Source organism: Exiguobacterium sp. FSL W8-0210, from assembly GCF_038006045.1.
Classification (GTDB): domain Bacteria; phylum Bacillota; class Bacilli; order Exiguobacteriales; family Exiguobacteriaceae; genus Exiguobacterium_A.
Genome location: NZ_JBBOUK010000001.1, coordinates 1,495,829 through 1,520,828 on the forward strand (window position 1 = coordinate 1,495,829; position 25,000 = coordinate 1,520,828).

Sequence of the window (25,000 nt, forward strand, 5' to 3'; positions counted from 1 at the left end):
GTGGTAATGAATGGAAAACAAGCAGGGGAGTAAGCGTGTGGCGTCGTATGTACAGGTTAAGTAAGAATGATACAAAGCAGCAGATAGATGTTATGAAAGTGATTGAAGAAATTGTTTGACAGCACGACGGGACGTCAGATGGATGACTTGTTTATCGGACGTCGCTGTAAGCGTTGAAAGAATACTCGGTCGCTTATCGATCGGGAAACGCCAAATCCATTTCAGAAAATCGAACGATAGTTTCTCGGGACAGCCTGCCGCCATATCCGGTCGACCGGTCTTGCGATAGCGCCATGTCCTTTTCAATGCCCGGTACAGACAGAGTGTCCGTGGTAGGTCAAGGAAGATGATCGTATCGGCGGCATCAATTCGTAAATCAAGCGTTCCACCGTAATTACCGTCGATGATCCACGTGTCGCGCGTTATAAGTGTTTGTTGAATCTGGCGTTGTTCCTCAAGCGAAACTGCTTCCCAGTTCGGACGCCATAATAAGCTGTCGAGGTGATCAACGGGATAGCTGAGTTTTTTGCCCATCTCGCGGGCAAGCGTCGATTTACCGGATCCGCCGGAACCAATCAAGATGATTTTTCGCATACAACACCTCCTATTTTTTGTCATAGGAATTGATCATAACATGGTTTTCTAGTCGAGGATAGAACGAAAGGAGTGAATGAGATGGTACCAAATTTCATAATCGAAGGGATGACGATCGTTTTTACACTACTCGTAATCGGTTGCGGCGTGATATTCTTGCCGCAGCGATGGAAGCGGTATGGCTTGATTTTACTTGGGTTGGTGGCAATCGGGTGCAGTTCCTTTTGGTACATCCGACCGACGCTCGTCAATCAACAGATTGCTGAGGATGAGAAATTGCTTAAGATAGAACTAGCACGTCGATTCCCGGATGAAGTCTACACTACAAAAACACAAAAATTTTCGTATGAGTCTTCGGCGAATCCGGCTTCAATCGAAGTCGAATTTGCAAATGAACCTGACGTAACTTATTTTTTAGATATGGATGGGAACCGGATTAGGCTTTCAAGTTTTATCTTTAAAAACGGAGGATTTCCACAGGATTTACAGCATGAATTCAAATGAAGACGCTGACTCAAAAAAAGAATGACGCGTCTTTTCACGCCCTTTCCTCAGGAAAGCGGGCTTGTTCGTCTCTGACAGCGCATAAATGCGCTTGTTCCTGTAGGAGTGGCGTGTGACGTGTCATTCTTTTTGTTACTAAATAAGGGAGGCAGATCATTATTCTGCCACCCTTATCTTTGTAGAGACTGACTTTTGAGTCAGCCCCTTTTGATTAAGTCGATTTCAAATTTTTCATAGCAGACATCGTCTTGACAGCGAAGAAGGCAATCAGACCAAATCCGACCTTGTTGATCAAGTCAGCGAAGTTATAGATCAATTCGCGGACGAGTTGTACCTCGATGCCGGGTGCAAACAAGGTGACCGCGTAACCGACCGGATAAATCGCCCATCCGATTAAGATGAACAAGCGCATCTGCAACAAGGCTTTACGAATCGGGGCAGGCTTATCTTCAGCGGCTTTCGTGACGTTCGTGAACAAGAGATAAATGATATAAAACCATGCGATACAACCGACGACGTATGCCCAAAGACCGAGTTGCGTGAAGCCACCCGCTAGATTGATGGACGACTCTCCGATGTAACCACCGATGATCATGATGATGTCCGCGATGACGAGTTTCGTCAGAAGCGAACGCCCTTTCCCACCCTTTAGACCGAGTAACAGCGGAAACTTGATCAGCAAGAGAGGCGTCGTCACGAGCCAATCGATGTAGCGGATTTCAGTCGGAAAACCATCGATCTCAGACAACAAACCCGATTCCCCTACAGCTTGCTTCATGAAATAGTAATGTATCGCAGCGACGAACGTGACGAGAGCAGCGACTGTTGCGGTCGAGCGGTATTCCGGGGCAAGGGAATTTCGTTCGACGAGAAAATAGAGCGTACCGGCGGCCATTCCGACGAATCCGACCCAGAACATGTACTGGGTCGCAAGGACGAGAAGGTTAACGTCTTCCATGTTGTTTCGACTCCTTTTCGTAAGTGGACACGACCTTTCATACTTTTATTTTACTGACGATACAAACTTCAGACACCACGTCGAAACGCTCTTGATGTGCAGTCTATCAACGGTTTGACAACATTTTGACACACTTGAGGAGGAGTGACGGATGTCGATTAAACGAACGGATCATATCAGCCTGAACGTCTTGAATCTATAAGAAGCGATTTACTTTTTTTCACTTTGTGGTCTCGAAGTACGCGGACGTTGGGAGATGAAAGGAGAGTTACTCGATCGTTTATTGAATCTAGAGGGAGCGGAGACGGAGTGTGCTGCACTCGGATTACCAAGTGAACCGATATGGCTCGAACTCGTTCGGTTCAAACACCCGCGCGACACGGCTTCCGTAATCCAATCCGTCCATGCGATTGGATTGCGTCATCTCTGTTTTGAAGTAACAGAACTCGCTGCGCTCGTCGAACGTTTAGCGGACAATGGATATCAGTCGATTGGCGACGTCGCGAATTACGAAAATGAGTATCGCCTATGTTACGTAAGAGGACCAGAAGGCGTGATCATTGAGTTGGCAGAAAAAATCGGACCCGTCTAGACAGGTCCGATGTATATTTTTAAGAACAACAGGAAGTCGATGATTGTGGCAGGGAAACTTTGCACACACCCGTCTCCGGTAATGATAACTTGACCTGCTTGGCACGTGCCTCGTCTCCGACAAGAAAAGCAACGACTGATCGAACTTGTTCATAACCGGCCGCAAGCAGGAAGGTCGGAGCACGACCGTAACTTTTTGCACCGACCAGATAAAGTCCGAAATCTGGATGACGTAACTCCGCTTCTCCATGTGGACGGACAGTTCCGCAACTATGAAGGTTCGGATCAATCAGAGGAGCAAGTATTCGACTACTCTCGGTGGCAGGGTCGATGTCAAGCCGTACTTCCTCGAGGAACGAAAAGTCGGGTCGACTTCCTGCGTTGACGATCAACTGATCGATGTGATGAAGGGACCGACCATCTTGAGCAGTGATGTCAAACGACTTCCCTTTCGATTCAATGGATCGGGTCTTGAAGCTGGAGTGAACCCTAATCTGATTTCGTTCAACGAGCTGACGGATACGCGAACCGAGTGCTCCGCGACCTTCCAATGCATCCTTGTCTTCTCCGCCGTAGGCTTGAACTGGGTCCGATTTGCGAAGAATCCAATGAATCTCCGTTTCAGGGTGTTGCTCTTTAATGGAAACGAGTTCAAGGAGCGAGTTCAAAGCCGAGTGCCCGCTACCGATGACAGCGACGGATTGATTAGCGAAAACAACAGTATCACGTTTCGCATCTACGATCGAATACCGGACAGATAAGTTCTGCTCAATTTCGACTCGATGACCAGAACTGATTGCAGGGTTTGGTCGCCCGAGGACTCCAGACGCATCGATGACCGCGCGAGCGAGAATATGCTTACGACCATTCGGCGTATCTATGACTAATTCGAACGGCGTTACTTCACGTGAGGCATTTGTCATCTTGTCTAGACCTGCCCGTGATATTGAGAGAATCTCATGTTGGAAATGTAGAGAGGGAGCAATTTCCGGTAATGCAGCAAGTGGGGCAAGGTATTGTTTGATCAATTCAGTTCCGGTCGGCACAGTATCGTTTGCTGGTGCAATCCAGTCCGTCAGCTCGAGCAAGTGACGTGCTGCGTCACTAATATTGTATTGCCACGTCGAAAACATCCGAACGTGTTCCCATTGTTTGATATGGTGGGCAATCGAAGGACCTTTCTCAAATAGTAAAAACGATTGACCTTCCACTACAAGTTGAGCTGCAGCTGCAAGACCGATCGGACCGGCACCGATGATGACGATGGGGTGGGAGGAAGCGTATGACATGAATAAAACCTCCTTTTATTTGTAAGTTGCAAGTATTAGAGACATGGTTTACAGCAGACGTCACTCTCGCCCATCTTCGTGTTCAGCAAGTCGATTGCCTGGAGGACATGTGCTTTTTCGAACGAAGTCATTGATGAGAAGATGGAATCAAGATACGTGTTCATCTCTTCGTCAATGGCTTGAGCAACACGCAATCCTTTCTCGGACAGGCGAAGTAGGTGAATTCGCCGATCGTTGATCGCGGGACGCTTTACGAGTAGATCCCGCTTAATCAATGTTTGCACTTGTCGGCTGAACGTAGTGATATCAAGATCGAGTTGGTCCGCAATTTCTTGCATTGCGGAGTCAGGGTGTTTGGCAACATGATACAGCAGATGGCTTTGAACGAGAGAAATTTCTTCTTCTAGGACGGCGCAACAATTCTTATTCAATAATCCGAAGCGCCGGGTGAACGTTTGAAATAGTTCACGAGTTTCATTCATGTATAGCTCTCCCTTCGTTATTTTGCTTATGAATCAGTTATACGATATAAACTTGCAAATTGCAAATAATAAATATATGATTTTCTCATATTCAGTCGTTAATAAGGAAAGGGGAATTCGATGCTTGTTCGTTCGATGGAAGAGAAAGATCGTAGCACTGTGTTAGCCATCTATCGTCAAGGAGTAGAAGAAGGGAACGCGACGTTCGAAACGATGATTCATGAGCAAGAGTGGTGGAAAACGCTGATGCAATCTGAACGATTCGTTCTAGAGCAAGGTGGAAAAGTGATTGGCTGGGCTAAACTGGGATGTGTTTCTGAACGTCATGTCTACCGTGGCGTACGAGAAGTCAGTATATATCTAGAGCGTTCCGCTCGAGGACTCGGCAGTGGACGATTCTTACTAGAGGCATTGATCACCTATGTGGACGTCAATGGGATTTGGACGCTTCAATCACACATGTTCCCAGAAAACATCGCAAGCAGACGGCTGCATGAGCGACTTGGATTCGAACTAGTCGGTCGACGACGTGCCATCGCACAGCATCATGGTGTCTGGCGAGACACGTTGTTATTGGAGCGACGAAATGACCTCAGGTAATGAAGTGATGTTTACACGCTTGATTGTTCATTTCAAATCTTCTAGCATGACCCACCTTCGCTGAAGCGAGGGTTTTTTAGTTTATCCGTCGATGGAAGAAGGAAAGTACTAAAGACGAATGATGTTACTTAAAATGACGGAGGAGGATGGATGGATGTTGCACGCCTTATTTTTAAACTGCACCTTAAAAGCATCACGTGAACCATCGAATACGGAGGCGCTGATCCGTGACGTGATTGCATATTGGAAACAAGAGGACGTCACTTCAGAAATTGTCCGCATCGTCGATCACCAAGTGGCGTTCGGCGTCACGGAAGACGAAGGCAACGGGGATGAATGGCCCGTGATTTTCGAAAAGGTGAAACGGGCGGACATCGTTGTCATCGGAACACCGCTCTGGCTGGGTGAAAAAAGTAGTGTTGCGACGCAAGTCATTGAACGATTGTACGGAGGGAGCGGCCTGACGAACGATCTTGGACAAGCCATCTACTACAACAAGGTCGGTGGCGTCATCGTCACGGGGAATGAAGATGGAGCTAAACATGCGTCTGCTTCCATCTTGTACGGTCTGTCGCATATCGGCTTTACGATTCCGCCGAACGTCGATGCTTACTGGGTCGGTGAAGCGGGACCAGGACCATCGTACATCGAAGCAGGACGGAACAACGACTTTACGAAGCAGCATGCACAGTTTTTAGCTGCCAACCTATATCATTTTGCGAAGATATTAAGGGAACATCCGATTCCAGCAGAAGGGAATGTGATGGAATGAAAAAAAAACGTTTAACAGGGTACGGTGTCGCCACATTGTTCGCGATGAGTTTAATGATTGCGGGTTGCGGAAACGACGAAGCGTCGACGGACAAGGTTGAAGAAGGATCAACGAATTCGAACACGACTGACGATACGATGCAGGACAAGGATACAGTAACGAAAAATGCCGACACCGATTATGGCTTCAAGAGTCTGTCGATTGAAGCGGACGTTGAAGGGGATAACGATGCCATTGATATTAGTTATGACCTGGATAATGACGGAACGGAAGCGGAATATCGCTATAAAGGGGAGCAAAAGCAAGGAGACGACGCGATGACGGAACTCGACGCGAAGTTCAAGAACTTAAAGATTGATGCGGATACATCTGAAAAAGAGCTCATCAGTGAGGTTGAACGTGTGTTTGCGATCCAGGATGCTTCTCGCTTAGAGGTTGAAATCGAATTCTCAGACGGAACCGAAAAAGAATATAAAAAATAAACAACAGGTCTGCGCCCGTAAGGGGTGTAGACCTGTTGTCTTAGTGTAGCTTCACATGAGCGAGGACACCGTAATGATCGCTCGGTACAAGGTGATGCTGCAGTCGATGATTTCCGATCAGCTGGACGTGCTGTAAGGTCACCTGTGAAAGTGAACGCTGACAGAGTAACCAATCATATCGAACGGGGCTTGTGATGCCGTCATTCTTCCTTACGTACGGATTCGTCACGGAATCAAGCGTCGCGGCGGCAATTTGTCCTGTACGAGCGGCAAAACTGTCAGCGAGATCGACCCACTCCTTAAGCGTTGCTTGATGCAGAGAAGAATTTGGACAATCATTAAAGTCACCACCAAGGAACTCGACCGTCGTGTCATCTGTTTGTGAGGCAATCCATTCGTTGACGAATCGAAGTTGATCGAGTCGAATGTCTGAAGCACGCCAGTTGAAATGAATGTTCGTCACGGCAAATCGAAAACCTTCAATCGAAAACGGAATCCGAATCGCACAGTGATGGTTGATGTTTGCTGTCGCTGCGGCACTCGAATCCGTTCGCTCAAACGGCAGTTTCGTTAAAATGGCAAGTCCTTCATCCGGTGAATCCATATAAGGATCCATCATCCAATAAGGATAACCGGTCGCCTCTGCGAGATGTTCGGCGATTGAGACGAACGGTTCATCCGGATGAAACGTCGACATCACTTCCTGCAGAAGAAGAACATCCGGTTGATGCTGATTGATTTCCGCACACAATGCCGCAAACCGTTCCTGACGCTTGTGTGGATGATGCCAAATGTTATACGTCGCGATCGATAATGAGAGTCTCATAACGCTAAGCCCATCAGGACGGTATCATAATAACAGCCGTCCGACAGCAACCGATCGTGGCGTAGTCGTCCTTCTTCTAGGAAACTGTGGCGCTGGTAGAGTCGGATCGCCCCGTGATTCGTCTCGACGACTTCGAGCTGAATTTTTTGCAGGGATTGCGCTTTTGCCCAAGCAATCATTCGTTCCAGCAGTTGGGTACCGATTCCTTGCCCCCAGTCGGATTGAAGTACACCGAGTCCAAATGATGCCTTGTGCGCGAAACGTTTTAAATGAAAACCACGACATCGGGCGTAGGCGATGAGTCGTCCATCGCGCTCGACGACGAGGATACGATCCGGAACCGAGGAATCGCGTAACTGATTTGCGAAATCCGTCGCGGTCATCACGTCCTCACCAGGCATTCGGTCGAAGTATTCCGTTTCCGCATCGAGTGTTTGGCGGAGTTCGGCGAGGGCTTCAGCGTCACTGAGTCGAGCCGGTCGAATCTGGTACCGTTGTGTATCGAACGAGTGGTGCATCGTCTGCATATGTAATCCTCCGTTCTAGATGGAATATGCTATCATTATGGCAGGGATGGTATCATTTGTAAATTTAAGGAGAGAAGAAATGAAAATTCAAACTGGAACGAAGGAAGATAGGACATTCATCCGCGAGCAATTGATTGCCTACAATCGGCAACATGTTCCTAAAGCCTTATATGAACAATCGGAAGAACTTTGTTTTACAGCATATAACGAGAAGGGCGAATGCATCGGAGGAATTACCGCGTCTTACGGTTGGCAACACATTCATGTCCAGTTCATTTGGGTGAGCGATACAGCACGACAGGCAGGTATCGGAACCCGCCTGCTGCAAGCAATCGAAGGATATGCGAAGGAAGCAAGGTGTACGAAAATTCTTTTGGACACGTTTGATTTTCAAGCACCAGACTTTTACCGCAAGCATGGTTATGAAGAGTATGGACGACTGACCGATCATCCATCGATTGGACAAACTCAATACTTCTTCGTCAAGCGACTTTAACGCCGGACGTGCACGATCCAAGCCGACATGTACGTAAGTGTTCCGATCGATAAGACAAGAGCGATCGCATAGAACGGAAACGCTGGAAACAGTTGCAGTAACGGCTGTTCAAACAAGAAAGCAATCATCAGGACAGGAAGGCTGATCATAAAAGCGACGTACGCTGCGCGGGTCGCTTTACCGGTGATTTGTGCCTCACGTTCATCTGAGTCGGAAAATTCTGCTGTCGCAAATGAACGCGAACGGTCTTCTCGTAAAAAATAACTGACGATCGAAAGGGCGATTGAAATCATTAAGACTGGTATGACGCCCATTAAATTTAATTCCAGCGACAGGCCCGTACCGGATACAGGATCATCTTGAAATAGTTTCAGATTAGCATGAATCGCACTAATGAGATAAGCAGCTAAAAAGTAGAGACAACAATTAAGTAAAGATTGAGTGACGACACGTTTCATTTGGAATCCTCCTCTAATTGAAATAATTCCTCCACCGGTCGATCGAAGACGCGGGCAATCTGCATCGCGAGTAATAGCGATGGGGTATAGCTTCCTTTTTCAAGCGAGATGACGGTCTGGCGTGTCACGCCGATTCGTTCAGCGAACTGCTCTTGTGTCCACTTATGCTGTTGACGATATAGGCGGACATGGTTCGTCAGTTGCATCTGACGACCTCCTTTCCAGTTGTTTACATTGTAAAGTCTGTTTTACATTTTGTAAAGTGGACTTTACTTTTTAGACGTGAAAAAACCAATGCGTCGATTCGATGCATTGGTGTCGTCGTTCACGATGGACATTCGCTCTATCTTATTAAAGGGATGCGTCACCAGCGAACATCACATGACATGCGGCGTTATAATGACAGCTAGAAGACAAGCGAACGTCGTAATGGTGTGATGACGACGTAAGGACAAGGGAAGCGAAATCAGCCCTGCGATTGTTACACCGGATAAGATCCACCCTAATAGAAATTCCGAGTCAGGAGAAGCGACTGGAATGCTCAACAAGTAAGCTGTCGCGTACGGAAATAAGCCGATGGCATCTAACAGGATACCGCCAAATACACCAATCAGCAGCAAGCCGATCGACAGACGAAATAGTGCGTTACGTTTAATCATATGCATGCTCCTATTCTGTTTGGTTGACGCAAGAAATCCTACTGTTGCGCCTATTCAATATGTTTCTACAAAAAGCGAGGGATTCCTTTCTGTTATCTATCCCTGAACTTTATCAAAAATCCTCGCTTCTGCACATCAATCGGAATATTCAGATAATTATCGGGTATTCTGTTGAAAACGCCATCGCCGATTCAGTGGAGAGGAGAAGAGAAGATGATGCCTGAACTGATACCGGATGACCGGGAGCTCGAACGAAGGATTCGGATCGTCCATCTGTTGCGAAAACTGGGGAAAACGGACGAAGCGATTGCCCGATCCTTGTATGTTTCGATCGAATGGGTTCAATCGATTTATGAAGAAGACGACTGGCAGCAAATGCAATCATCCTAAGGCAAGGACGTCTCGTCCTTGTTTTTTCGCATGTTCCGGTATACTAAAACAAGCATCTTAAATCGAGAGGATGAAGTGAAATGAACGTTGCCATCATTGGAGCAGGAATCAGTGGTTTGTATCTCGCGACGCGTATGCAGGAGCTTGGACACGAAGTGACGATTTATGAAGCACGCGACCGAATCGGCGGGAGAATTGAGACGGTCGATTTCAACTTAGCAGGACAAGCATATGCCTTTGATCTTGGACCGACTTGGTTTTGGCCGGACAGCGAACCACTGATGGTTGATTTGATCCATCGATTCGATTTACCGACACTGGAACAATATACGACGGGTGCGCTTCGACTTGAACGGGCTGACGGCATCGAGTCACATATGGTTGCGAATCAACCGACGGCGCTTCGCCTTCGTGACGGAATCCGCTCCGTTGCTACGGCACTTGCTGCACGACTCAGACCGGGAACGATTCGACTCAAGTCTCCCGTCAGTCAGATTGATGTCACGAACCGGAGGGTAATCAGTTCAGGAAGGAAGAGTCAACCGTTCGATGAGATCGTTCTCGCACTACCACCACGTCTAGCGGCAAGACTATCGTATGTGCCAGCTTTACCTGAAGCAGTCCTGGATGAACTCGAAGCATTACCGACCTGGATGGCGCAGCAAGCGAAATGTCTGATTTTTTACGAGAAACCGTTTTGGCGTGATTCGGGCTGGTCCGGTCAGGCAATCAGCTGGACTGGGATGGTGCAAGAGATTCATGACGCTTCCCCACAAGACGGACCGAGAGCGTTGTTCGGTTTTTTCCGGACACAAGCACGTGAACGACAGTTATTGACCGAGGCGGAAATCAAGGAAACCGTACTCGCGCAGCTGGTTCGTCTGTTCGGTGAACAAGCGCGTCAGTCGATTGGTTGGGCGTATAAAGACTGGTCGACAGATAGTTGGACAGCAACACGAGCCGATGCAGCACCGCTCGTGGATTTCCCGGCATATCATGCCATCAATCTCGGAGTGGAGCATGCAGCGATTTCACTGATTGGGACAGAGACCGATCCGAGTCATGGTGGACACTTAGAAGGCGCATTACGATCCGTTGAACGCTATTTAAAAAAGAGAGGAGCTGAAAAATGATCGAGACGCTACATTATGATGTGTTTACATCGACGCCAGGAAGCGGTAATCCAGCTGGGGTCGTCTTAGACGCCGATCAATTGACTGAGTTGGAAATGCAACGAATCGCTCGGATGAACGGCTTTACCGAGACGACGTTCGTCCTGGCTTCCGAGCAAGCGGACTACCGCATGCGCTACTTTGCACCGGAACGAGAAATGGATTTATGCGGTCATGGTACGATCGCTGCATTAACGGCACTCGATTCAAAAATTAGTTTATCTCCAACATGTCAGATCGAGACAAAGTCAGGCATCTTGCCTGTGATGCGTTTAGCGAACGGAATGTTTCGCTTGCAACAAGGACAACCTCGATTACATCAGTTTGACGGTGACATAAAGCACGTTCTAGCCGGGATTGGTCTCGAATTGAAACATCTCGATGACCGATGGCCAATCGTATACGGCAGTACTGGGAACTGGACACTGATCCTCCCCATTCGTCGACTTGAGGACTTCCACCGGATGATGCCGGATAACCAACGCTTTGCCACCGTGTTGACCGACTTCCCACAAGCCTCGATTCATCCGATTTGTCTCGATACATATAACCGACAAGCGACGATGCGCGGACGTCACTTCTCAGCAACGGGAGCAGGAAGCATCGAAGATCCGGTTACGGGAACGGCGAGTGGTGTGATGGGCGTCTACTACCGAAAATTCATCCAGCCACTTGAAACGGAAACTGCGATCATCGTCGAACAAGGACACGAGATGGGTCGACCCGGTCAGGTCGGAATCCGTATTTCTGGCGAAGGTCTTGATCACAGCAAATGGAAAGTCGAGATGGACGGGCAAGCCGTCTTTGTCGGCGTCAAGAGAGTGGGAGAGGAAGAGGCAGATGTTAAAACATTTCATTTGGGATTTTGACGGCACCTTGTTTGATACGTATCCGGTGTTAGTCGATGTGTTCGTGGAATTACTCGAGCGTGAGGGGCGAACGGTCGAACGCGAGCAAGTAGCAGAGCTGATGGCGATCTCGGCAAAAACGACGTATGAGGCGTTTGGTGTGTCCGAAGCGTTCATTCTGAACTACAAGCAACAAAAGATGATCATCGAACAAGAACAGTCTGAACCGTTTCTCGGAATCCGTGAACTGCTAGAGGCGTTATCGACGAGAGGTGCGACGCATCATATCGTCACCCATCGCGGAACATCGATTCATGCGTTGCTTGCAAAACATGGGATGACGCATCATTTTCAAGACGTGTTGACAGCACCGGATGGATTCGCCCGAAAACCGGATCCGGAAGCTGTCACGTACTTGATCGATCGGCACCAGATGGCACGAGACGAGACGATCATGATTGGAGACCGGGAACTCGACGTCTTAGCCGGACATCGTGCCGGTATCAAGACGTGTTTGATAAGCGAACATACGAGTCAGACCGTTGCGACGTATACCGTACCGTCGCCCGGTCGATTAAAGGAATTGTTACTGACATAAAAACAGCCCCGCTTCCAGTGATGGAAACGGGGCTGTTTTTTAAGAAGACAATCGATCTGCTTCGGTTGCTTCAGCGCGTGGTGCACGCCAGAAATACGTCAGTAAAATGCCGACTGCGAGCATGACTGTCGCAAAATAGAACGGATAGTTCAAATTGACGTCAAAGAGTAGTCCACCAACGATCGGTCCGAGAATGTTGCCGATGCTCGTAAACATCGAGTTCATTCCGCCGACGAATCCCTGTTCATTTCCGGCAATCTTCGAAAGATAGGTCGTGACAGCGGGGCGCATCAAGTCGAAACCGACGAAGACGACCATCGTCACGAGAATGATTGAGAGATAGTTCGTCACGAACGTCATCAAGACGACGAGCAGTGTCGAACCGATCAAGCTGTACCGGATCAAGCGAATCTCACCGAACCAGCGCGTCAAACGATCGAACAGTCCCACTTGGACGATGACGCCGACGATCGCACCGAGAGAAATCGCAAGCGCAATGTCCTTCGCCGTGAAGCCGAACTTCCGGTCGACGAACAAGGCGAATAACGACTCGAACGAGGCGAGACCGAACGACGAAATCAACAGGACAAGAAAAGCGATGAAATAGAGCGGACTGAAGACTTTCCGGAAACCGGTCTGCTGTTTGACCGTCGTTGTCTCATAATGACGCTTCGGTTCTTTAAGCGTAAAGACGGATAACACCATCGCTGTTAAACCGAACGCAGCAGCAAAGAAGAACGGCATCCGTGTTCCGAGATCTGCTAGGAACCCACCGATTCCCGGTCCGATGATGAAGCCAGTCGAGATGGCGGCAGACATATATCCGAGCGCTTTTGGACGAGTCTCGTTCGTTGTGATGTCAGCGATGAATGCCGTGACGGCTGGCATGATGAAAGCCGCACTGACACCACCGAGGATCCGAGACGCAAACAGGACTTCGACGCTTTGACCAAGACCGAATAAGAGCTCGGACATACTGAAGATGAACAAGCCGATGATGATCATCGGTTTACGACCGTACTTGTCGACGGCACGTCCTGCGAGTGGTGACAGAATCAGTTGCGCAAAGGCGAACGCGGAAACCATGTAACCGACCGTCGCCCCGGAAATGTTCAACTCGTTCATGATCGTCGGTGTGACAGGAATGACGAGTCCGATGCCTAAAAAGGCGATGAATAAGTTGAGCAGGAGTGTACTTAAAATCAATGTATTGTTTTGCATAGTTCACCTCAATAAAATTAAATCGTTTTTGACATACCGCGCCAGACGATCGGCCAGACAGCTTGCTGTCGAGCGTGAAACGCGTCGACACCGTTGTAGACGAGTTCCGTCAGCGTACCTTCCGCAACCGTCAAATAGGCGAGAGCGGCACTTTTGTAATCTGTCGAAAAGAGAATCTGTTCTGTTCGGTCTCGTTCGCGTAGTAATCGCGTCAATAGATCGTGCAATGAATCGAAAAACGGATTGAAACGGTCCGTCATCTCTTGTTCGAGCTTTTCTGGTGGAAAATAGGCAGCCCGAAGAATGAAGCGCATCAGGATATCGTCTTGCTGTTCCGAAATGAACCAGTCGAAGAAACCATGCAACGATTGCTCGAGCGGCTGCTTTCGCGTGTTCGTAAAATACGTCGCGAAACGTCGTTTTTGTTCTTGCAGCGCATACGTCGTCGCTTGCAGGAATAAGTCATCCTTGCCTTTATAATGCGCATAGATCGATGGTTTTTTAATACCGACCTCTGTCGCAATCTCTTGTAGCGATGCCCCTTCATAGCCGTGTGCGGCAAAATGATGGATGCTCGTCTGTAACAATTGCTGGGCTTTCAGATCAATCACCTTCCTAACGTTCGTTAGGTAACACTGTAACAGCAAATTTCATACGTAGTCAATCAGATTGTCTTACCCCACAAAAAAACTGACTCCGCGATGGCGGAATCAGTTAGTGAGGAATCATTATTTATTCATGACACGACCGCGTGTTGCGACGCGTGAGCCGACGATTCCTGCGAATGACGTGAAGATGAGTGTCAGAAGCAGTCCGACGAACGCCCAGATCGAAACTTTTGATGCCGTTTGTGTTGCTTGTTCCGTTTGCTCACGGACATCTTGGACCGTTTTTTTGAGGTCAGCGGATGTCTCATCAAGCGTTTGTTTCGCGTTTTCGATTTGTTGCGTTGTTTCTTTAGTTGCCGTATTGAGACCATCGACGATGTTTTGTGTCGCTTCTTCCGCTTCAGCACCTGTTAGATCAGTGTTCTTCGCGACAGCGTCAGCGATTTTATCTTCATCGACCGATTTCTCGATTTTTTCAGCTCGTGCTGTCAATGAATCACCGAGATCCTGGACGATCGTATCGAAGTTTTCTGGTTTTGTGATTGCTTCCTTACCAGCAGCCGTGACGTCTTCTTGCACAGCGTCAAGTTCGTTTTGCAAGTAGCCTGGTTGCAATTCTTTGATGTCTGTGTCTTTTAAGATTTCGTCAACGTTACCTTCAAGTTCTTTTGTATCAATTTGTGAAACGTTTTTCGTAATCGAATCGAATCCTTTCGTCGCAGCGTCTTGCGCTGTCGAAGCAACGGATCCGATGCCTTTACCTGTTGCACCACCGACCGTACCGAGTAGTGAGCCGACCGATTGTAACGTATTGACCGTCGTGAACGTCAAAAGAGCGAACAAGAGGATGACGCTCGTCGACCATGTCAAGAAACCGTGGACGAGACCGGCACGTGCCGACGTCACACCGGAGACGAATCCAGCAACGAACAGCGAGATGAGCAATGAAAGGATTGCCCAGATGATCAAACCAGTACCGACACCATCGAATGGGTTATTCGACGTGACGTCCGTGACGCCGAGTCCGATCGCTGAACCGATTAAACTAAATAAGATCAATAAAGATAGAAATGATACCACACCTGCAAAAATCGAGCTCCATGAGATGTTACGACCTGCTCCGTCCGCTTCCGCTCGGAAATGCGACGAAAAGCCTCTTTTTGTCTTTTCCATAATAAGCACTACCTCTCCCCAAATTGGTCTTTCAAGTTGGAGATGTTCATGAATGTAAAAGCTTCATCTCAAGTTTCTTACGCGCATAGCTCTTATATAACCGGTAACTAAATAAGAGAAACCTAGTATTACAGGTACATGATTAATGGTCGTCTGAACTTCAATGAAGTGATATTGGTTGCGTTTGAAGAAAAAGCATCGTACACTCTTATCAAGTGTCACGTTATACTGTACAGTTTAAAATCAAAAGGAGGTGATCCCCCGCTTTTAGGGGGATACAAGTTGGACATCGTCTTAACACTGAATTTGTTGTTGCTCGTCGTATTGATTGGTTTGACCGCGTTTTTCGTCGGTTCGGAATTTGCTGTCGTTAAAGTCCGGATGTCACGTCTCGACCAGATGGTGCAAGAAGGAAAAAAGGGAGCAGTACTTGCGAAGAAGGTCGCAGGAGATCTCAATTATTACTTGTCGGCCTGTCAGCTCGGTATCACGATCACTGCACTTGGTCTAGGTGCACTCGGGAAACCGACCGTCGAGAAATTGTTGACACCGGTCTTTGATGAACTTGGTGTCGCCGTTGCGCTGTCAACGATTCTCTCATACAGTATCGCTTTCATCTTCGTGACGTTTCTCCACGTCGTCATCGGAGAACTTGCACCGAAGACGCTCGCGATCCAGTATGCGGAAAGGATGACGTTACTGCTAGCTCCTTCACTCTATGTATTCGGAAAAGTCATGTATCCGTTCATCTGGATCATGAACGGTTCGGCCCGTGTCCTCTTGCGGATGTTCGGTGTGAAACCAGCCGGTCACGAACAAGCCCATTCCGAAGAAGAGTTGAAGATCATCATGGCACAAAGTTTTCAAAGTGGTGAGATCAATCAATCGGAACTCGCCTTGATGCAAAACGTCTTTGCGTTTGATGAGCGTGTCACGCGCGACATCATGGTGCCACGGATGAACATGATGGTCATTTCGGACGAGATGAGTTGGGAAAATCTATTACAAACGATGTCTGACAATCCGTATACACGTTACCCGGTCAGTGAAGGAACGGATAAGGACCGGATTAGTGGTTATATCAACGTCAAGGAAGTGCTCGCCCATCACGCGGTACAAGACGAACGAGAACTCGCCTCGTTCCTTAAACCGTTGCCGGTCGTTTCGGAATTGACACCGCTGCAAGAAACACTCTTGAAGATGAAGCAGACACGGTCACACATCGCTCTCGTCATCGACGAGTATGGTGGGACATCCGGTTTGATCACGATGGAGGATATTTTGGAGGAAATCGTCGGTGATATCCGTGATGAATTCGATGAGGCGGAGCAAGCCGAAATCGAACAGTTATCGGACGGATCGTACCGCTTAGCGGGCACTGTCCTATTAGTTGAAATCGAAGAACGATTTGGTCTTCGGTTCACTGAAGCAGAGGCGGTCGACACGATCGGTGGATATATCCAATCACGGACGGCTGCTTTTGAAGAGGGAACGATCGTCACAGATGAGGCGTTTACGCTTGAAATCTTGCGTTCTGCCCAATATCAGATTCAGGATGTCAAGTTGACCTTGCCGTCAAGCTAACAGAAAGACCCGTTTTGCTTAGTAGTTCAATCCACTAAGCAGACGGGTCTTCTTTATTGAGCGGAGGGGAGATTGGATTAGGTTGACGGTAACTGTTCCTTCAAATACAGAGAAAAAGCTTCTTCCGATAAAGGACGCGCATAGTAATACCCCTGACCGATGTGACAGCCGACGGATTTAAGATACAAGTGCTGCGCCTCGTTTTCGACACCTTCTGCGATCATCGTCAGACCAATCGTTTGTCCCATTGCGATGATATGTGGGAGTAAAGCAGCTCCACCCGTTGTTTCCGGACAATCGTCTACGAATGATTTATCAATCTTCAGCGCATGAACTGGCAGTTGATGCAGGATGGATAAAGAAGAGAAACCGGTTCCGAAGTCATCGATGGCACAGTGAATTCCCTGATCGCGCAACGAATGTAACACCTTGCTGCTATCTGTGACGTCTTGTAAGACGCTCTCGGTAATTTCGAGTTCCAGATAAGCTGGAGATAAGTTCGTCTCAGACAAGGTCTCTTCAATCATGTTTAGGAAATGTTGATCCTTGAACTGGGGAACGGAGATGTTGACGGCGACGATTAGCGGATAGCCTTGCTCATGCCAGTCAAATGTCCTGCGGCATGCCGTCTTTAGAATCCAGCGTCCGAGAGCGATGATATGACCGCTCTCTTCAGCGATTGAGATGAATTCGACGGGAGAAATCAAACCAAAGACTGGATGATGCCAGCGAACGAGTGCTTCCATACCGATCGGACGGTTCGTCATCAGATCGACTTTTGGCTGATATACCAGTTGGAATTGATCGTTCTCGATCGCTGCCGGCATATCCATTTCTAGCTGGATCTTCCGATTGAACCATTGATGGAGTCGTTCATCATACCGGACGCAGTGCATCGGTCCTTGTTGTTTCGCTTGAAGAAGTGCCGTATCAAGACAAGGAAGAATGTCCTGGTGCAAGGAAGTGTCTTCGATGAGACAACTACTAGCATGGATGGTGACTTGAATCGAATATCCGCGAATTCGGAACGGGCGCTCGAATTGGTGTAATAAAGCCTGTTCAAGAGCGGTCAACGAATCATTTGTCGCATATGGAAGGATGAGCGCGAACTCATCCCCACCGATTCGGTAGATTTCCAGGTCATCGTGACGCAACAGCCGAAGTCGATTCGCGGTCTCGACCAACACACGATCTCCCGTCGCATGCCCCAGCGTATCATTGACGATCGTCAAACGATGTAAATCAAGCGAGACGGCCGCAAAAGAACGCGGTAAGTCGTTCGTAAGCCGTTCGATGAAGTGTTGCCGATTCGCGAGCTGTGTCAGCGAATCGTGGTAAGCGATGAATGAGACTTCGTTTAGCAATCGATTGTTGCTACGTAACGTAAAGATTTGCCGACCAAGAACAAGAAAGAATAAGAGCAGCCAACCGCTCGATAGAATATTGAGGTACCAGTCATAAGTCGATAAGACGAACCCTGTCAGTAAACCGATGCTGACATAAGGCAAGATGAAATCGCGTTCCGTTACCGTTCGCTGAGAACGAAAGAGTCGTTCTTGTTGCGGATGCTGTCTTCCTTCTAAATGACCACTCCATCCGATGGACAGAAGCGCGATGACCCAGAAAACATCGACGAGATGTTCAAGAAACGGACTGTTGTTAAACGTAAAGACGGTAAGCATGACATCACCGCACACTAGAAACAAAAAACCAACGACGAGAAAACAGTGATGCGGTTTTCCTTGGTTATAACGAACATGGTAATACAAAATCGCACTGAAAAAGAGGAGTAACACATCAGCAATGAGAAATCCGAAGGTGGAGATCGTTCGCTCGAGCGAGGGATTCAGGATCTCAAAATAGGGTTGCAATAAATAATAGTCGCTCATGACGAAAGCCGTCGTCATGAACACGACTAAATTGAAGATGTAGTTCTTATTCGTGAAGTTCAATCCGATGCTACGCATCTTCGTGATTAGCGCTAAGACATAGCTGAAATAAGACGAACACCAAAGAATGGTTGAGGCAATCGGTGCATCGACCCGTCCGTCTGTCAATTGAAGGAACAGCCATAGACCATTCCCGAGGACGTGTAATAGAAGACCCGCGAACAAGAAACTTAGAAAACGGAGGTGTGGATTGCGCTGTTCAATGCGTGCGCGAATCATCCAATAGGCGGCAATCAGACCCGCCATCATATGAAAGACGTTGATTCCAATCAAGTGTGCCCACTCTTCAGCAGGTCCAAAACGAATCCAACTATAGAAAACCAGGAATACAGGAAAGACGATGAAAGAGAAGTAACGCCACATGAGTTGAACGGACCTCCTTAAGTTAAAAAGCAAGAAGTGTTATATAGATATCGGTCAAATTTTCCATTTTTTGAAGGGTGATTACCTAGAATGCTTGAGGAAATGGGCGAGTGTCGCACATCAAAAGTACCAATCATGACGGGAAATTCCATATGAAAATTTTGGATTTTCGAATGATAGCCATTCAAATGTCAATTATAGGTGACGATAAAGAAAATGAAGTCCATCTATGAATGAGGGAGATAAGCATATGAAATGGTTCGCGAAATCAGCATCACCGTCCTTCGATGCGCGCATCGAAGGCGAACGCGCTCATGTCGTGTTGAATGTTCCGACATCCTTACATGAACAATTACGTTTAATCGGTCTAGAAGCAGTCGATTTACAAATTGTCCGGGTCATCCGCGAAGATGTATCCCGTTGGATGCCGAGCATGGTCGACGCGTTCTACGAGGAGCTGGTTCGTGTTCCGTCACTCCGGCATTTGATTGAACAGCATTCGACGCTCGAACGATTGAAAGGCACCCTCGCTCGGCACATCCTACAAATGTTCGATGGTCAGGTGACGATGGACTACATCGAAGCCCGGCGCCGGATCGCTGAACGGCATGTTCAAATCGGGCTGCATAATAAATGGTATATCGCCGCCTTCCAAAAAGTCTGGAACGTCCTCAGTGAACAGATTGACGGCAGTGATTGGCCGGAAGCAGAACGTGTCCGGATCATGCGGGCAGCAGGGAAACTCTTCAACCTTGAGCAACAAATCGTCATGACGATGTATGAGGATCAAATCGATGAGGAACGCCAAGCGATCGCGACAGCCAAACGTCACGTCGGAGATGGCGTTCAAAAATCAACGGAAGAACTTGCTGCGATGAGTGAGGAGTCGTCAGCGAACTTCCAAGAGATTGAACGGCACGCCAAACACGTCTCGACGACGACAGACGCGATTTCGATTCAGTTGACGGAAGCGGTCAGTGAAGCAGAAGCGGGTGTCGTCCTTGTCGAAGAGGAGACACGTCGCTTTGAGCATGTCGTCGCGGATTTATCACGGACGACTGAACAAGTCGCTGAACTGTCTCGTCTGTCACAGGAAATCGAGCGGATCGCCGGGATGGTGACGACGATTTCCGATCAGACGAACCTACTCAGCTTGAACGCCTCGATCGAAGCGGCGCGTGCCGGGGAGATGGGGCGCGGATTTACCGTCGTGGCGCAAGAAATTCGGAAACTCGCTGAAGAGAGTAAACAGTCGGCAGCGGAGACGTCGCGCATCGCCCAAGAGATCACGCAAAAGATGCTCGTCGTCTCAGAGCGGATGGGAACGACGGAGACGGCGGTCGTCCGAACGACGACAGAGATGCAACAAGTCGTGCGTGCCTTCTCGCGGATTTCGGAACAGACAGATGCGGTCTCGCGGCAAATTCATGAACTATCGACCGATACGAAGGATGTCGCCGGGACGATCGAAGGCATGCGTAAGATTGCAGAAGCGATTGCTGAGACAGCGGATGATTTACAAGAAGTCGCCGCGACCCTCTGATTTAGTCCTCCTTTCCATGTGAAAGGAGGACTTTTTTGACGTTTTATGGAAAAATAAAGTTGGAGGTGTGAAAGGTTTATGGTGCAGAGTCTATTATTGATTGTTTTATGCTTTTTCGCTTTGATCGGACATTACCTGACGACAGGGGAACTTGCTCCACGTGAGTTTTATGGATTACTTGGTTAAACGGGCGTCGCTTTCTTGATCGGTGGAGTCGAATGGTGGCAAATCCGGCGTGATTTGCGTTATCGTGGACGAGAGGCAGGGGTGTCCCGTTCGCTTAGTGGACCGGGCGACCCAAAAGACGAATACGGTTTTTCTCGCGCATGAACAATGGCTGACGTTCTCACGACGTTATGCCACGTGGTGGCAGGCGATCCTTGTGCGCTTCAAGAAGTTTGAATCGTTTTTCCTCGATGTAACGTTCGACGGAGAAGGAACCCGTCTTCAAATTAAAGAAACGAGAACGGATCGGCTTCGCAATACGACACATTTCGTGATTCGTAAAGATGGACGTGACGTCGGTACAATCCGTACCGATCCGGCACTTCGTCAGCAATTGCGACTACAAGAAGTCTCACTCGTCTCGTATGCCGGTCAGGAGTATCAAATTCGTTCCTCGACAGTCAAAAGAAAGATCGGCATTTATCAAAACGGGGACTGCATTACGACGGGTTCACGACACCGGGCGCAACTTGACTTTGATTGTGAGGCGAATATACGTCTATTAGCTGTCGCAAGCATGATCGTCTTTCGACTTGTTTATTCAAAATGATTTTATTTCAAATACCTCATTGTAATAAAAATAAAATGAATCGGTTTCAAGGGAGTACGGCATTACATACTAAACGGCTCCGATTACGAAAAATCCGACTGGCTGATACGGAAGTGATGTTTAGAATGGATTATCGGACAATTGTGTCATACGTCATTTGATCAAGGGACCACACGAGATGATGGCGCAAACGAAGGCACGCGTAACGGAAATCCTAACTTCTTATGATGAAGACACTTTTTGCTAATGGGGGATGAAAGAAAATCGCAGTGGTATGTTGATTAATGTCATCGATCTATTCGCTTTCGAGGCGACAACGGTTATAGTATCGGATACGACTAGTGGAACAATGGAAATGGTAGCGAGGCATTAGCTGCAGTCCTTGCCTTTGGTTTTCAAGAAATGCTCCTTTATAAGGTTTCAGTCGCCCATAATATCGATAAAGCTCCAGGAGGAATCATGCAGAAGGTCGGTATGATTCAAGAAGGACTGTATGGGTGATGATTCGCAATGCGACTGGAAAATATAAGGATTGTGCAGTCGATGGGCTGCTTCATGAAACTTATGATCTAAAAAAGAACGAATAACGAATGAGGTGTGGTACATTGCAAGAAATGACACTGTATCGGAATTTTAACGAACTGGCAGATGATGTATTGGAATTAGCGAAAGAGATTCTACCTGATCAATTGTTGTATTTAACGACGATCGAAGAAAACCAACAGATGATTTTACGACTCTCAAATGATCATCAACGAATCGAGATTCGAGCAGGACAAGTGTTCGAGATGGAAAAGACACTTTGTCGTCACATCAATTTCGAACAGAATGAACCCATCTGGTATGAGTCCATCAGCGATGACGAGCGCTTAGAAGATATGCAGGACGCATTAAAAGCATTACAGATCGAGTCCTATCTCGGGATTCCGATCAGCTTAACGAATGGTCAAACCTTTGGTACGTTGTGCGCTGTCCATAATGAAGCAAGTCAATTCGAAGAGAAGAGCATTCAACTCCTCCAACGGATCGCGAAACTGTTTTCGTATTACCTTGAGCTCGAACAGTTTGCTTGGAAGGACACGCTAACACAATTGTATAACCGGCGTTATTTGACGAGACAGTGGGAAACGGAACAGCAACATTCCGGTGCGCTGTTTTATCTTGATCTCGACGGATTCAAGCAAGTGAACGACGTGTATGGGCATGTGACCGGCGACAAAGTCTTGGTCGATGTCGCGAAACGACTACTGGATAGTACACGTTCTTATGAAGACGCGTTTTCTGTCCGGATCGGGGGAGACGAGTTCTTGATTCGTTTCACCCATCAGAAGACGAAAAAGGAGTACGAACGAATTGCGCAGCAGCTCCTTCAGAAACTTGGAACATGGCAGACGCCATACGCTGTCTCGACCAGCATCGGGATCGTGCTATTTGATGATGAAACCATTAAGCTAAAAACGATCATTCAACAGGCAGACCGTGCGTTATATGCCGCAAAAAAAGACGGTAAGAATACGTTTCGTTTTGCGGATGCTGTCTCACATCGCGTCCAATAATCAACGAAAAAACGCGATGTTTCCTCACAAGGAGGTGGGCTAACCTAAAATTTTGAGACAATATAAAACACCTTCGGAGTGGTACACTTTTAAAAAGTACTAACATCGGAGGTGTTTTTGCATGGGCAAAAACGTATATTCAAGTGAAGTGAAATGGGCAGTAGTCAAAGATAAGCTGAGTGGTAAGTTAACGACGAGAGAAATCATGGAGAAGTACGGAATCAAAAATGAATCTCAAATCAAAACATGGATGAGATGGTATCGCTCTAACGAACATTATCGATTTGATCAGCCAATCGGTAAACAATATACCTATGGACATGGTCCAGATTCTGCGAGTGAGGATGACAAGAGAGAACGACAAATGTCACATCTGAAGATGGAAAATGAAATCTTAAAAAAGTACATGGAAATCGAAAGAGAGTTGAGAAAGAAGTAGTCTTAAAAATTGTAGAGTTTCTTCGGAGAAAGTATACAATCACCGCCATTCTTAGCGCTTTGAATGTACCAAGAGCAAGCTATTACCGTTGGATTAAGGAATCTGTGAAAGCACCTTCGGTGCTCGAAAAAACCGTCATTGAACTAAGTAAACAGACGAAGTATCGGAATGGACATCGAAAAATAAAGGCATTATTACAGCAAATCTATCAGTTAAAAGCCAATCGGAATACCGTACAGAAAATCATGCAAAAACACCATCTCCAATGTCGGATCAAGCCGAAGCGAAGATGGAAGTCTCAAGGTGAGCGCATCATAACGGTACCGGATCTCATCAAGCGCGATTTCACAGCAAGTAAACCGAATCAAAAGTGGGTGACGGATATCACCTATATCCAATACGGCAGCACGACGAAATATCTTTCCACCATCATGGATCTTTTTAATAACGAAATCGTCGCATACAAGTTATACGAGCATCAACAAACGTCTCTTGTGATTGATACGTTGAAGATAGCGCTTGAGAATCGAAACTATCCCGAAGGGGTCATCCTTCATTCGGACCAAGGAAGTGTCTATACGTCATACGCCTTTCAAGAATTCGTTAAAAGGAATCACCTAACAAGCAGCATGTCTCGTAGAGGAAACTGTTGGGACAACGCAGTTATCGAATCGTTCCACTCTAATTTAAAGTCCGAGGAATTCCAGTACGTCAAATTTAATTCACTAAGAGACCATGAGGTCTCTGAACGCGTTACTAATTACTTAAATTACTATAACGAAGAACGAATCCAAGAAAAATTAGGCTACCTGACACCGAAAAAATACGGTGTACAGGCAGCCTAATCAAGGTGTTTTATATGTGTCTCATATTGCTAGGTCAGTCTAGAGGAGCATCGCGTTTTCAATTAACCGGTCTTTCGAATCGATTCGAACAAGCGTCCCTTATAGACATCAGCGATCGTATTGAGGAACGTCTCGCTCAGTTTTTTCGGGAAGAACGGTTTTGCATAGACATACTGGTAGGCTTTCTTCAAATCATCCCATTGTGTACACGGTTCGGTTTGACGGAACCTTGCGACATCGATGATCCGTGCTCCATTTGCCGTTAATAAAATATTGCGTAGATGAATATCTGATGGATTAAGACCTACGGCGCGTGCTTCTGCTAGCGCTGCATCGACAGTCGTCAAGACGGATTCTGGAATATAGGTCCCGCTGACGAGGCATTCGAATAACGTTTGTCCTTCGATGTATTCGAGCACAAGGTAATCGGGTCCATATTCGAACATCCTCGCATACGTCGAAAACATCGTCAGTTGTTCATAAATGCCACCTTCTAACTCAGCGAGAGGACGAAATGACGGATAGAACTTCTTGATGACGCGGTCGGTGCCACGAACCCGGAATACATAGGCGCTACGACCGGTGCCGATCCAGTCGAGCTCTTTTGGGAGATGTTCGATCGTACAGACCGGTCCCGTTTCTTTCAACTGAATCAACTCGGCTAACTCAGCGTCTGTCTTCACTGTTGCCACTTCCTT

General features: G+C 47.5%; 29 protein-coding genes. 15 read left to right on the forward strand and 14 right to left on the reverse strand.

Going from position 1 to position 25,000, the window contains the following annotated elements; translation table 11 throughout:
* Positions 1-90 precede the first annotated feature (90 nt).
* Positions 91-594: a DNA topology modulation protein gene (locus tag MKY22_RS07840; RefSeq protein WP_341088044.1), complete on the reverse strand. Its 504-nt coding sequence runs from the start codon at positions 592-594 to the stop codon at positions 91-93.
* Positions 595-675: 81 nt separating this feature from the next.
* On the opposite strand from MKY22_RS07840, the gene MKY22_RS07845 reads away from it, so the two are divergent.
* The gene (locus tag MKY22_RS07845; protein ID WP_290722132.1) at positions 676-1,098 is read left to right on the forward strand and encodes a hypothetical protein; all 423 of its coding nucleotides are present in this window, start codon (positions 676-678) and stop codon (positions 1,096-1,098) included.
* A gap of 211 nt (positions 1,099-1,309) precedes the next feature.
* Here MKY22_RS07845 and MKY22_RS07850 read toward each other — a convergent pair whose 3' ends face one another.
* Positions 1,310-2,056: a bacteriorhodopsin gene (locus MKY22_RS07850; RefSeq protein WP_341088048.1), complete on the reverse strand. Its 747-nt coding sequence runs from the start codon at positions 2,054-2,056 to the stop codon at positions 1,310-1,312.
* A 208-nt stretch (positions 2,057-2,264) separates the two neighbouring features.
* Between MKY22_RS07850 and MKY22_RS07855 the strand changes: the two genes are divergently transcribed.
* Positions 2,265-2,648, forward strand: coding sequence for a VOC family protein (locus tag MKY22_RS07855; protein WP_341090101.1), 384 nt, complete (start codon positions 2,265-2,267; stop codon positions 2,646-2,648).
* Positions 2,649-2,667: 19 nt separating this feature from the next.
* Here MKY22_RS07855 and MKY22_RS07860 read toward each other — a convergent pair whose 3' ends face one another.
* Both MKY22_RS07860 and MKY22_RS07865 read right to left on the reverse strand, forming a co-directional pair.
* Positions 2,668-3,936: an NAD(P)-binding domain-containing protein gene (locus tag MKY22_RS07860; protein WP_341088050.1), complete on the reverse strand. Its 1,269-nt coding sequence runs from the start codon at positions 3,934-3,936 to the stop codon at positions 2,668-2,670.
* Positions 3,937-3,971: 35 nt separating this feature from the next.
* Positions 3,972-4,418 (reverse strand): MarR family winged helix-turn-helix transcriptional regulator, encoded by a 447-nt coding sequence (locus tag MKY22_RS07865; RefSeq protein WP_341088052.1) that lies wholly within the window; start codon positions 4,416-4,418, stop codon positions 3,972-3,974.
* A gap of 135 nt (positions 4,419-4,553) precedes the next feature.
* Between MKY22_RS07865 and MKY22_RS07870 the strand changes: the two genes are divergently transcribed.
* From MKY22_RS07870 to MKY22_RS07880, 3 genes are all read left to right on the forward strand, one after another.
* Entirely contained in the window at positions 4,554-5,018 is a 465-nt protein-coding gene (locus MKY22_RS07870; RefSeq protein WP_341088054.1) for a GNAT family N-acetyltransferase, read from the forward strand.
* Positions 5,019-5,172: 154 nt separating this feature from the next.
* Positions 5,173-5,790, forward strand: coding sequence for a flavodoxin family protein (locus tag MKY22_RS07875; protein ID WP_341088056.1), 618 nt, complete (start codon positions 5,173-5,175; stop codon positions 5,788-5,790).
* A complete protein-coding gene (locus MKY22_RS07880; protein ID WP_341088057.1) occupies positions 5,787-6,272 on the forward strand; it encodes a YusW family protein in 486 nt (161 codons plus the stop codon). Before MKY22_RS07875 ends, MKY22_RS07880 begins: the two co-directional genes overlap by 4 nt.
* A gap of 40 nt (positions 6,273-6,312) precedes the next feature.
* Here the strand turns inward: MKY22_RS07880 and MKY22_RS07885 are convergent, their stop codons facing one another.
* Both MKY22_RS07885 and MKY22_RS07890 read right to left on the reverse strand, forming a co-directional pair.
* Entirely contained in the window at positions 6,313-7,098 is a 786-nt protein-coding gene (locus tag MKY22_RS07885; protein WP_341088059.1) for an endonuclease/exonuclease/phosphatase family protein, read from the reverse strand.
* The gene (locus MKY22_RS07890) at positions 7,095-7,625 is read right to left on the reverse strand and encodes a GNAT family N-acetyltransferase (RefSeq protein ID WP_341088061.1); all 531 of its coding nucleotides are present in this window, start codon (positions 7,623-7,625) and stop codon (positions 7,095-7,097) included. Before MKY22_RS07890 ends, MKY22_RS07885 begins: the two co-directional genes overlap by 4 nt.
* Positions 7,626-7,704: 79 nt before the next feature.
* Here MKY22_RS07890 and MKY22_RS07895 point away from each other — a divergent pair, with 79 nt between their 5' ends.
* Positions 7,705-8,121, forward strand: a complete 417-nt coding sequence (locus tag MKY22_RS07895; RefSeq protein ID WP_035397426.1) for a GNAT family N-acetyltransferase — start codon at positions 7,705-7,707, stop codon at positions 8,119-8,121.
* Here the strand turns inward: MKY22_RS07895 and MKY22_RS07900 are convergent.
* The 3 genes from MKY22_RS07900 to MKY22_RS07910 form a co-directional block, all read right to left on the reverse strand.
* Positions 8,118-8,579 (reverse strand): hypothetical protein, encoded by a 462-nt coding sequence (locus MKY22_RS07900; RefSeq protein WP_341088065.1) that lies wholly within the window; start codon positions 8,577-8,579, stop codon positions 8,118-8,120. The genes MKY22_RS07895 and MKY22_RS07900 overlap by 4 nt on opposite strands.
* Positions 8,576-8,785, reverse strand: a complete 210-nt coding sequence (locus MKY22_RS07905; protein ID WP_064300959.1) for a helix-turn-helix transcriptional regulator — start codon at positions 8,783-8,785, stop codon at positions 8,576-8,578. The genes MKY22_RS07900 and MKY22_RS07905 overlap by 4 nt, the downstream gene beginning before the upstream one ends.
* A 171-nt stretch (positions 8,786-8,956) precedes the next feature.
* A complete protein-coding gene (locus tag MKY22_RS07910; RefSeq protein WP_214857600.1) occupies positions 8,957-9,238 on the reverse strand; it encodes a hypothetical protein in 282 nt (93 codons plus the stop codon).
* Positions 9,239-9,451: 213 nt separating this feature from the next.
* Between MKY22_RS07910 and MKY22_RS07915 the strand changes: the two genes are divergently transcribed.
* From MKY22_RS07915 to MKY22_RS07930, 4 genes are all read left to right on the forward strand, one after another.
* Positions 9,452-9,628 carry a hypothetical protein gene (locus MKY22_RS07915; protein WP_169738094.1) on the forward strand — a complete coding sequence of 59 codons (177 nt, stop codon included), beginning with the start codon at positions 9,452-9,454 and terminating at the stop codon, positions 9,626-9,628.
* An 80-nt stretch (positions 9,629-9,708) separates the two neighbouring features.
* Positions 9,709-10,761, forward strand: a complete 1,053-nt coding sequence (locus tag MKY22_RS07920) for a flavin monoamine oxidase family protein (protein ID WP_341088073.1) — start codon at positions 9,709-9,711, stop codon at positions 10,759-10,761.
* On the forward strand, positions 10,758-11,669 hold the full coding sequence (locus MKY22_RS07925; RefSeq protein ID WP_341088075.1) for a PhzF family phenazine biosynthesis protein: 912 nt from the start codon (positions 10,758-10,760) through the stop codon (positions 11,667-11,669). Before MKY22_RS07920 ends, MKY22_RS07925 begins: the two co-directional genes overlap by 4 nt.
* Positions 11,641-12,246: an HAD-IA family hydrolase gene (locus tag MKY22_RS07930; RefSeq protein ID WP_290776881.1), complete on the forward strand. Its 606-nt coding sequence runs from the start codon at positions 11,641-11,643 to the stop codon at positions 12,244-12,246. The genes MKY22_RS07925 and MKY22_RS07930 overlap by 29 nt, the downstream gene beginning before the upstream one ends.
* Before the next feature lie 39 nt (positions 12,247-12,285).
* Here MKY22_RS07930 and MKY22_RS07935 read toward each other — a convergent pair whose 3' ends face one another.
* The 3 genes from MKY22_RS07935 to MKY22_RS07945 form a co-directional block, all read right to left on the reverse strand.
* Positions 12,286-13,467, reverse strand: a complete 1,182-nt coding sequence (locus tag MKY22_RS07935; RefSeq protein ID WP_290776880.1) for an MFS transporter — start codon at positions 13,465-13,467, stop codon at positions 12,286-12,288.
* Positions 13,468-13,484: 17 nt separating this feature from the next.
* Entirely contained in the window at positions 13,485-14,078 is a 594-nt protein-coding gene (locus MKY22_RS07940; RefSeq protein ID WP_290776879.1) for a TetR/AcrR family transcriptional regulator, read from the reverse strand.
* Between the two features lie 117 nt (positions 14,079-14,195).
* Entirely contained in the window at positions 14,196-15,248 is a 1,053-nt protein-coding gene (locus tag MKY22_RS07945) for a hypothetical protein (RefSeq protein WP_290776878.1), read from the reverse strand.
* Between the two features lie 282 nt (positions 15,249-15,530).
* On the opposite strand from MKY22_RS07945, the gene MKY22_RS07950 reads away from it, so the two are divergent.
* Positions 15,531-16,832, forward strand: a complete 1,302-nt coding sequence (locus MKY22_RS07950; RefSeq protein WP_341088081.1) for a hemolysin family protein — start codon at positions 15,531-15,533, stop codon at positions 16,830-16,832.
* 77 nt (positions 16,833-16,909) lie between these two features.
* On the opposite strand, the gene MKY22_RS07955 is transcribed toward MKY22_RS07950, so the two are convergent.
* Entirely contained in the window at positions 16,910-19,144 is a 2,235-nt protein-coding gene (locus MKY22_RS07955; protein ID WP_341088083.1) for a putative bifunctional diguanylate cyclase/phosphodiesterase, read from the reverse strand.
* A gap of 250 nt (positions 19,145-19,394) precedes the next feature.
* Here MKY22_RS07955 and MKY22_RS07960 point away from each other — a divergent pair, with 250 nt between their 5' ends.
* The 4 genes from MKY22_RS07960 to MKY22_RS07975 all read left to right on the forward strand — a co-directional run bounded on the left by MKY22_RS07960 (position 19,395) and on the right by MKY22_RS07975 (position 24,302).
* Complete coding sequence (locus tag MKY22_RS07960) at positions 19,395-20,687, forward strand: globin-coupled sensor protein (protein ID WP_064300965.1); 1,293 nt, start codon at positions 19,395-19,397, stop codon at positions 20,685-20,687.
* 250 nt (positions 20,688-20,937) lie between these two features.
* Positions 20,938-21,462 (forward strand): hypothetical protein, encoded by a 525-nt coding sequence (locus MKY22_RS07965; RefSeq protein WP_341088088.1) that lies wholly within the window; start codon positions 20,938-20,940, stop codon positions 21,460-21,462.
* A 614-nt stretch (positions 21,463-22,076) separates the two neighbouring features.
* Positions 22,077-23,018, forward strand: coding sequence for a sensor domain-containing diguanylate cyclase (locus MKY22_RS07970; protein WP_341090103.1), 942 nt, complete (start codon positions 22,077-22,079; stop codon positions 23,016-23,018).
* Between the two features lie 121 nt (positions 23,019-23,139).
* A protein-coding gene (locus MKY22_RS07975; RefSeq protein ID WP_341085934.1) for an IS3 family transposase occupies positions 23,140-24,302 on the forward strand; the annotation gives its coding sequence in 2 pieces (ribosomal slippage) (positions 23,140-23,416 and positions 23,416-24,302; 1,164 coding nt in all).
* A gap of 62 nt (positions 24,303-24,364) precedes the next feature.
* Here MKY22_RS07975 and MKY22_RS07980 read toward each other — a convergent pair.
* Positions 24,365-24,994 carry a serine/threonine protein kinase gene (locus tag MKY22_RS07980; RefSeq protein WP_341088090.1) on the reverse strand — a complete coding sequence of 210 codons (630 nt, stop codon included), beginning with the start codon at positions 24,992-24,994 and terminating at the stop codon, positions 24,365-24,367.
* Between the last annotated feature and the right edge of the window lie 6 nt (positions 24,995-25,000).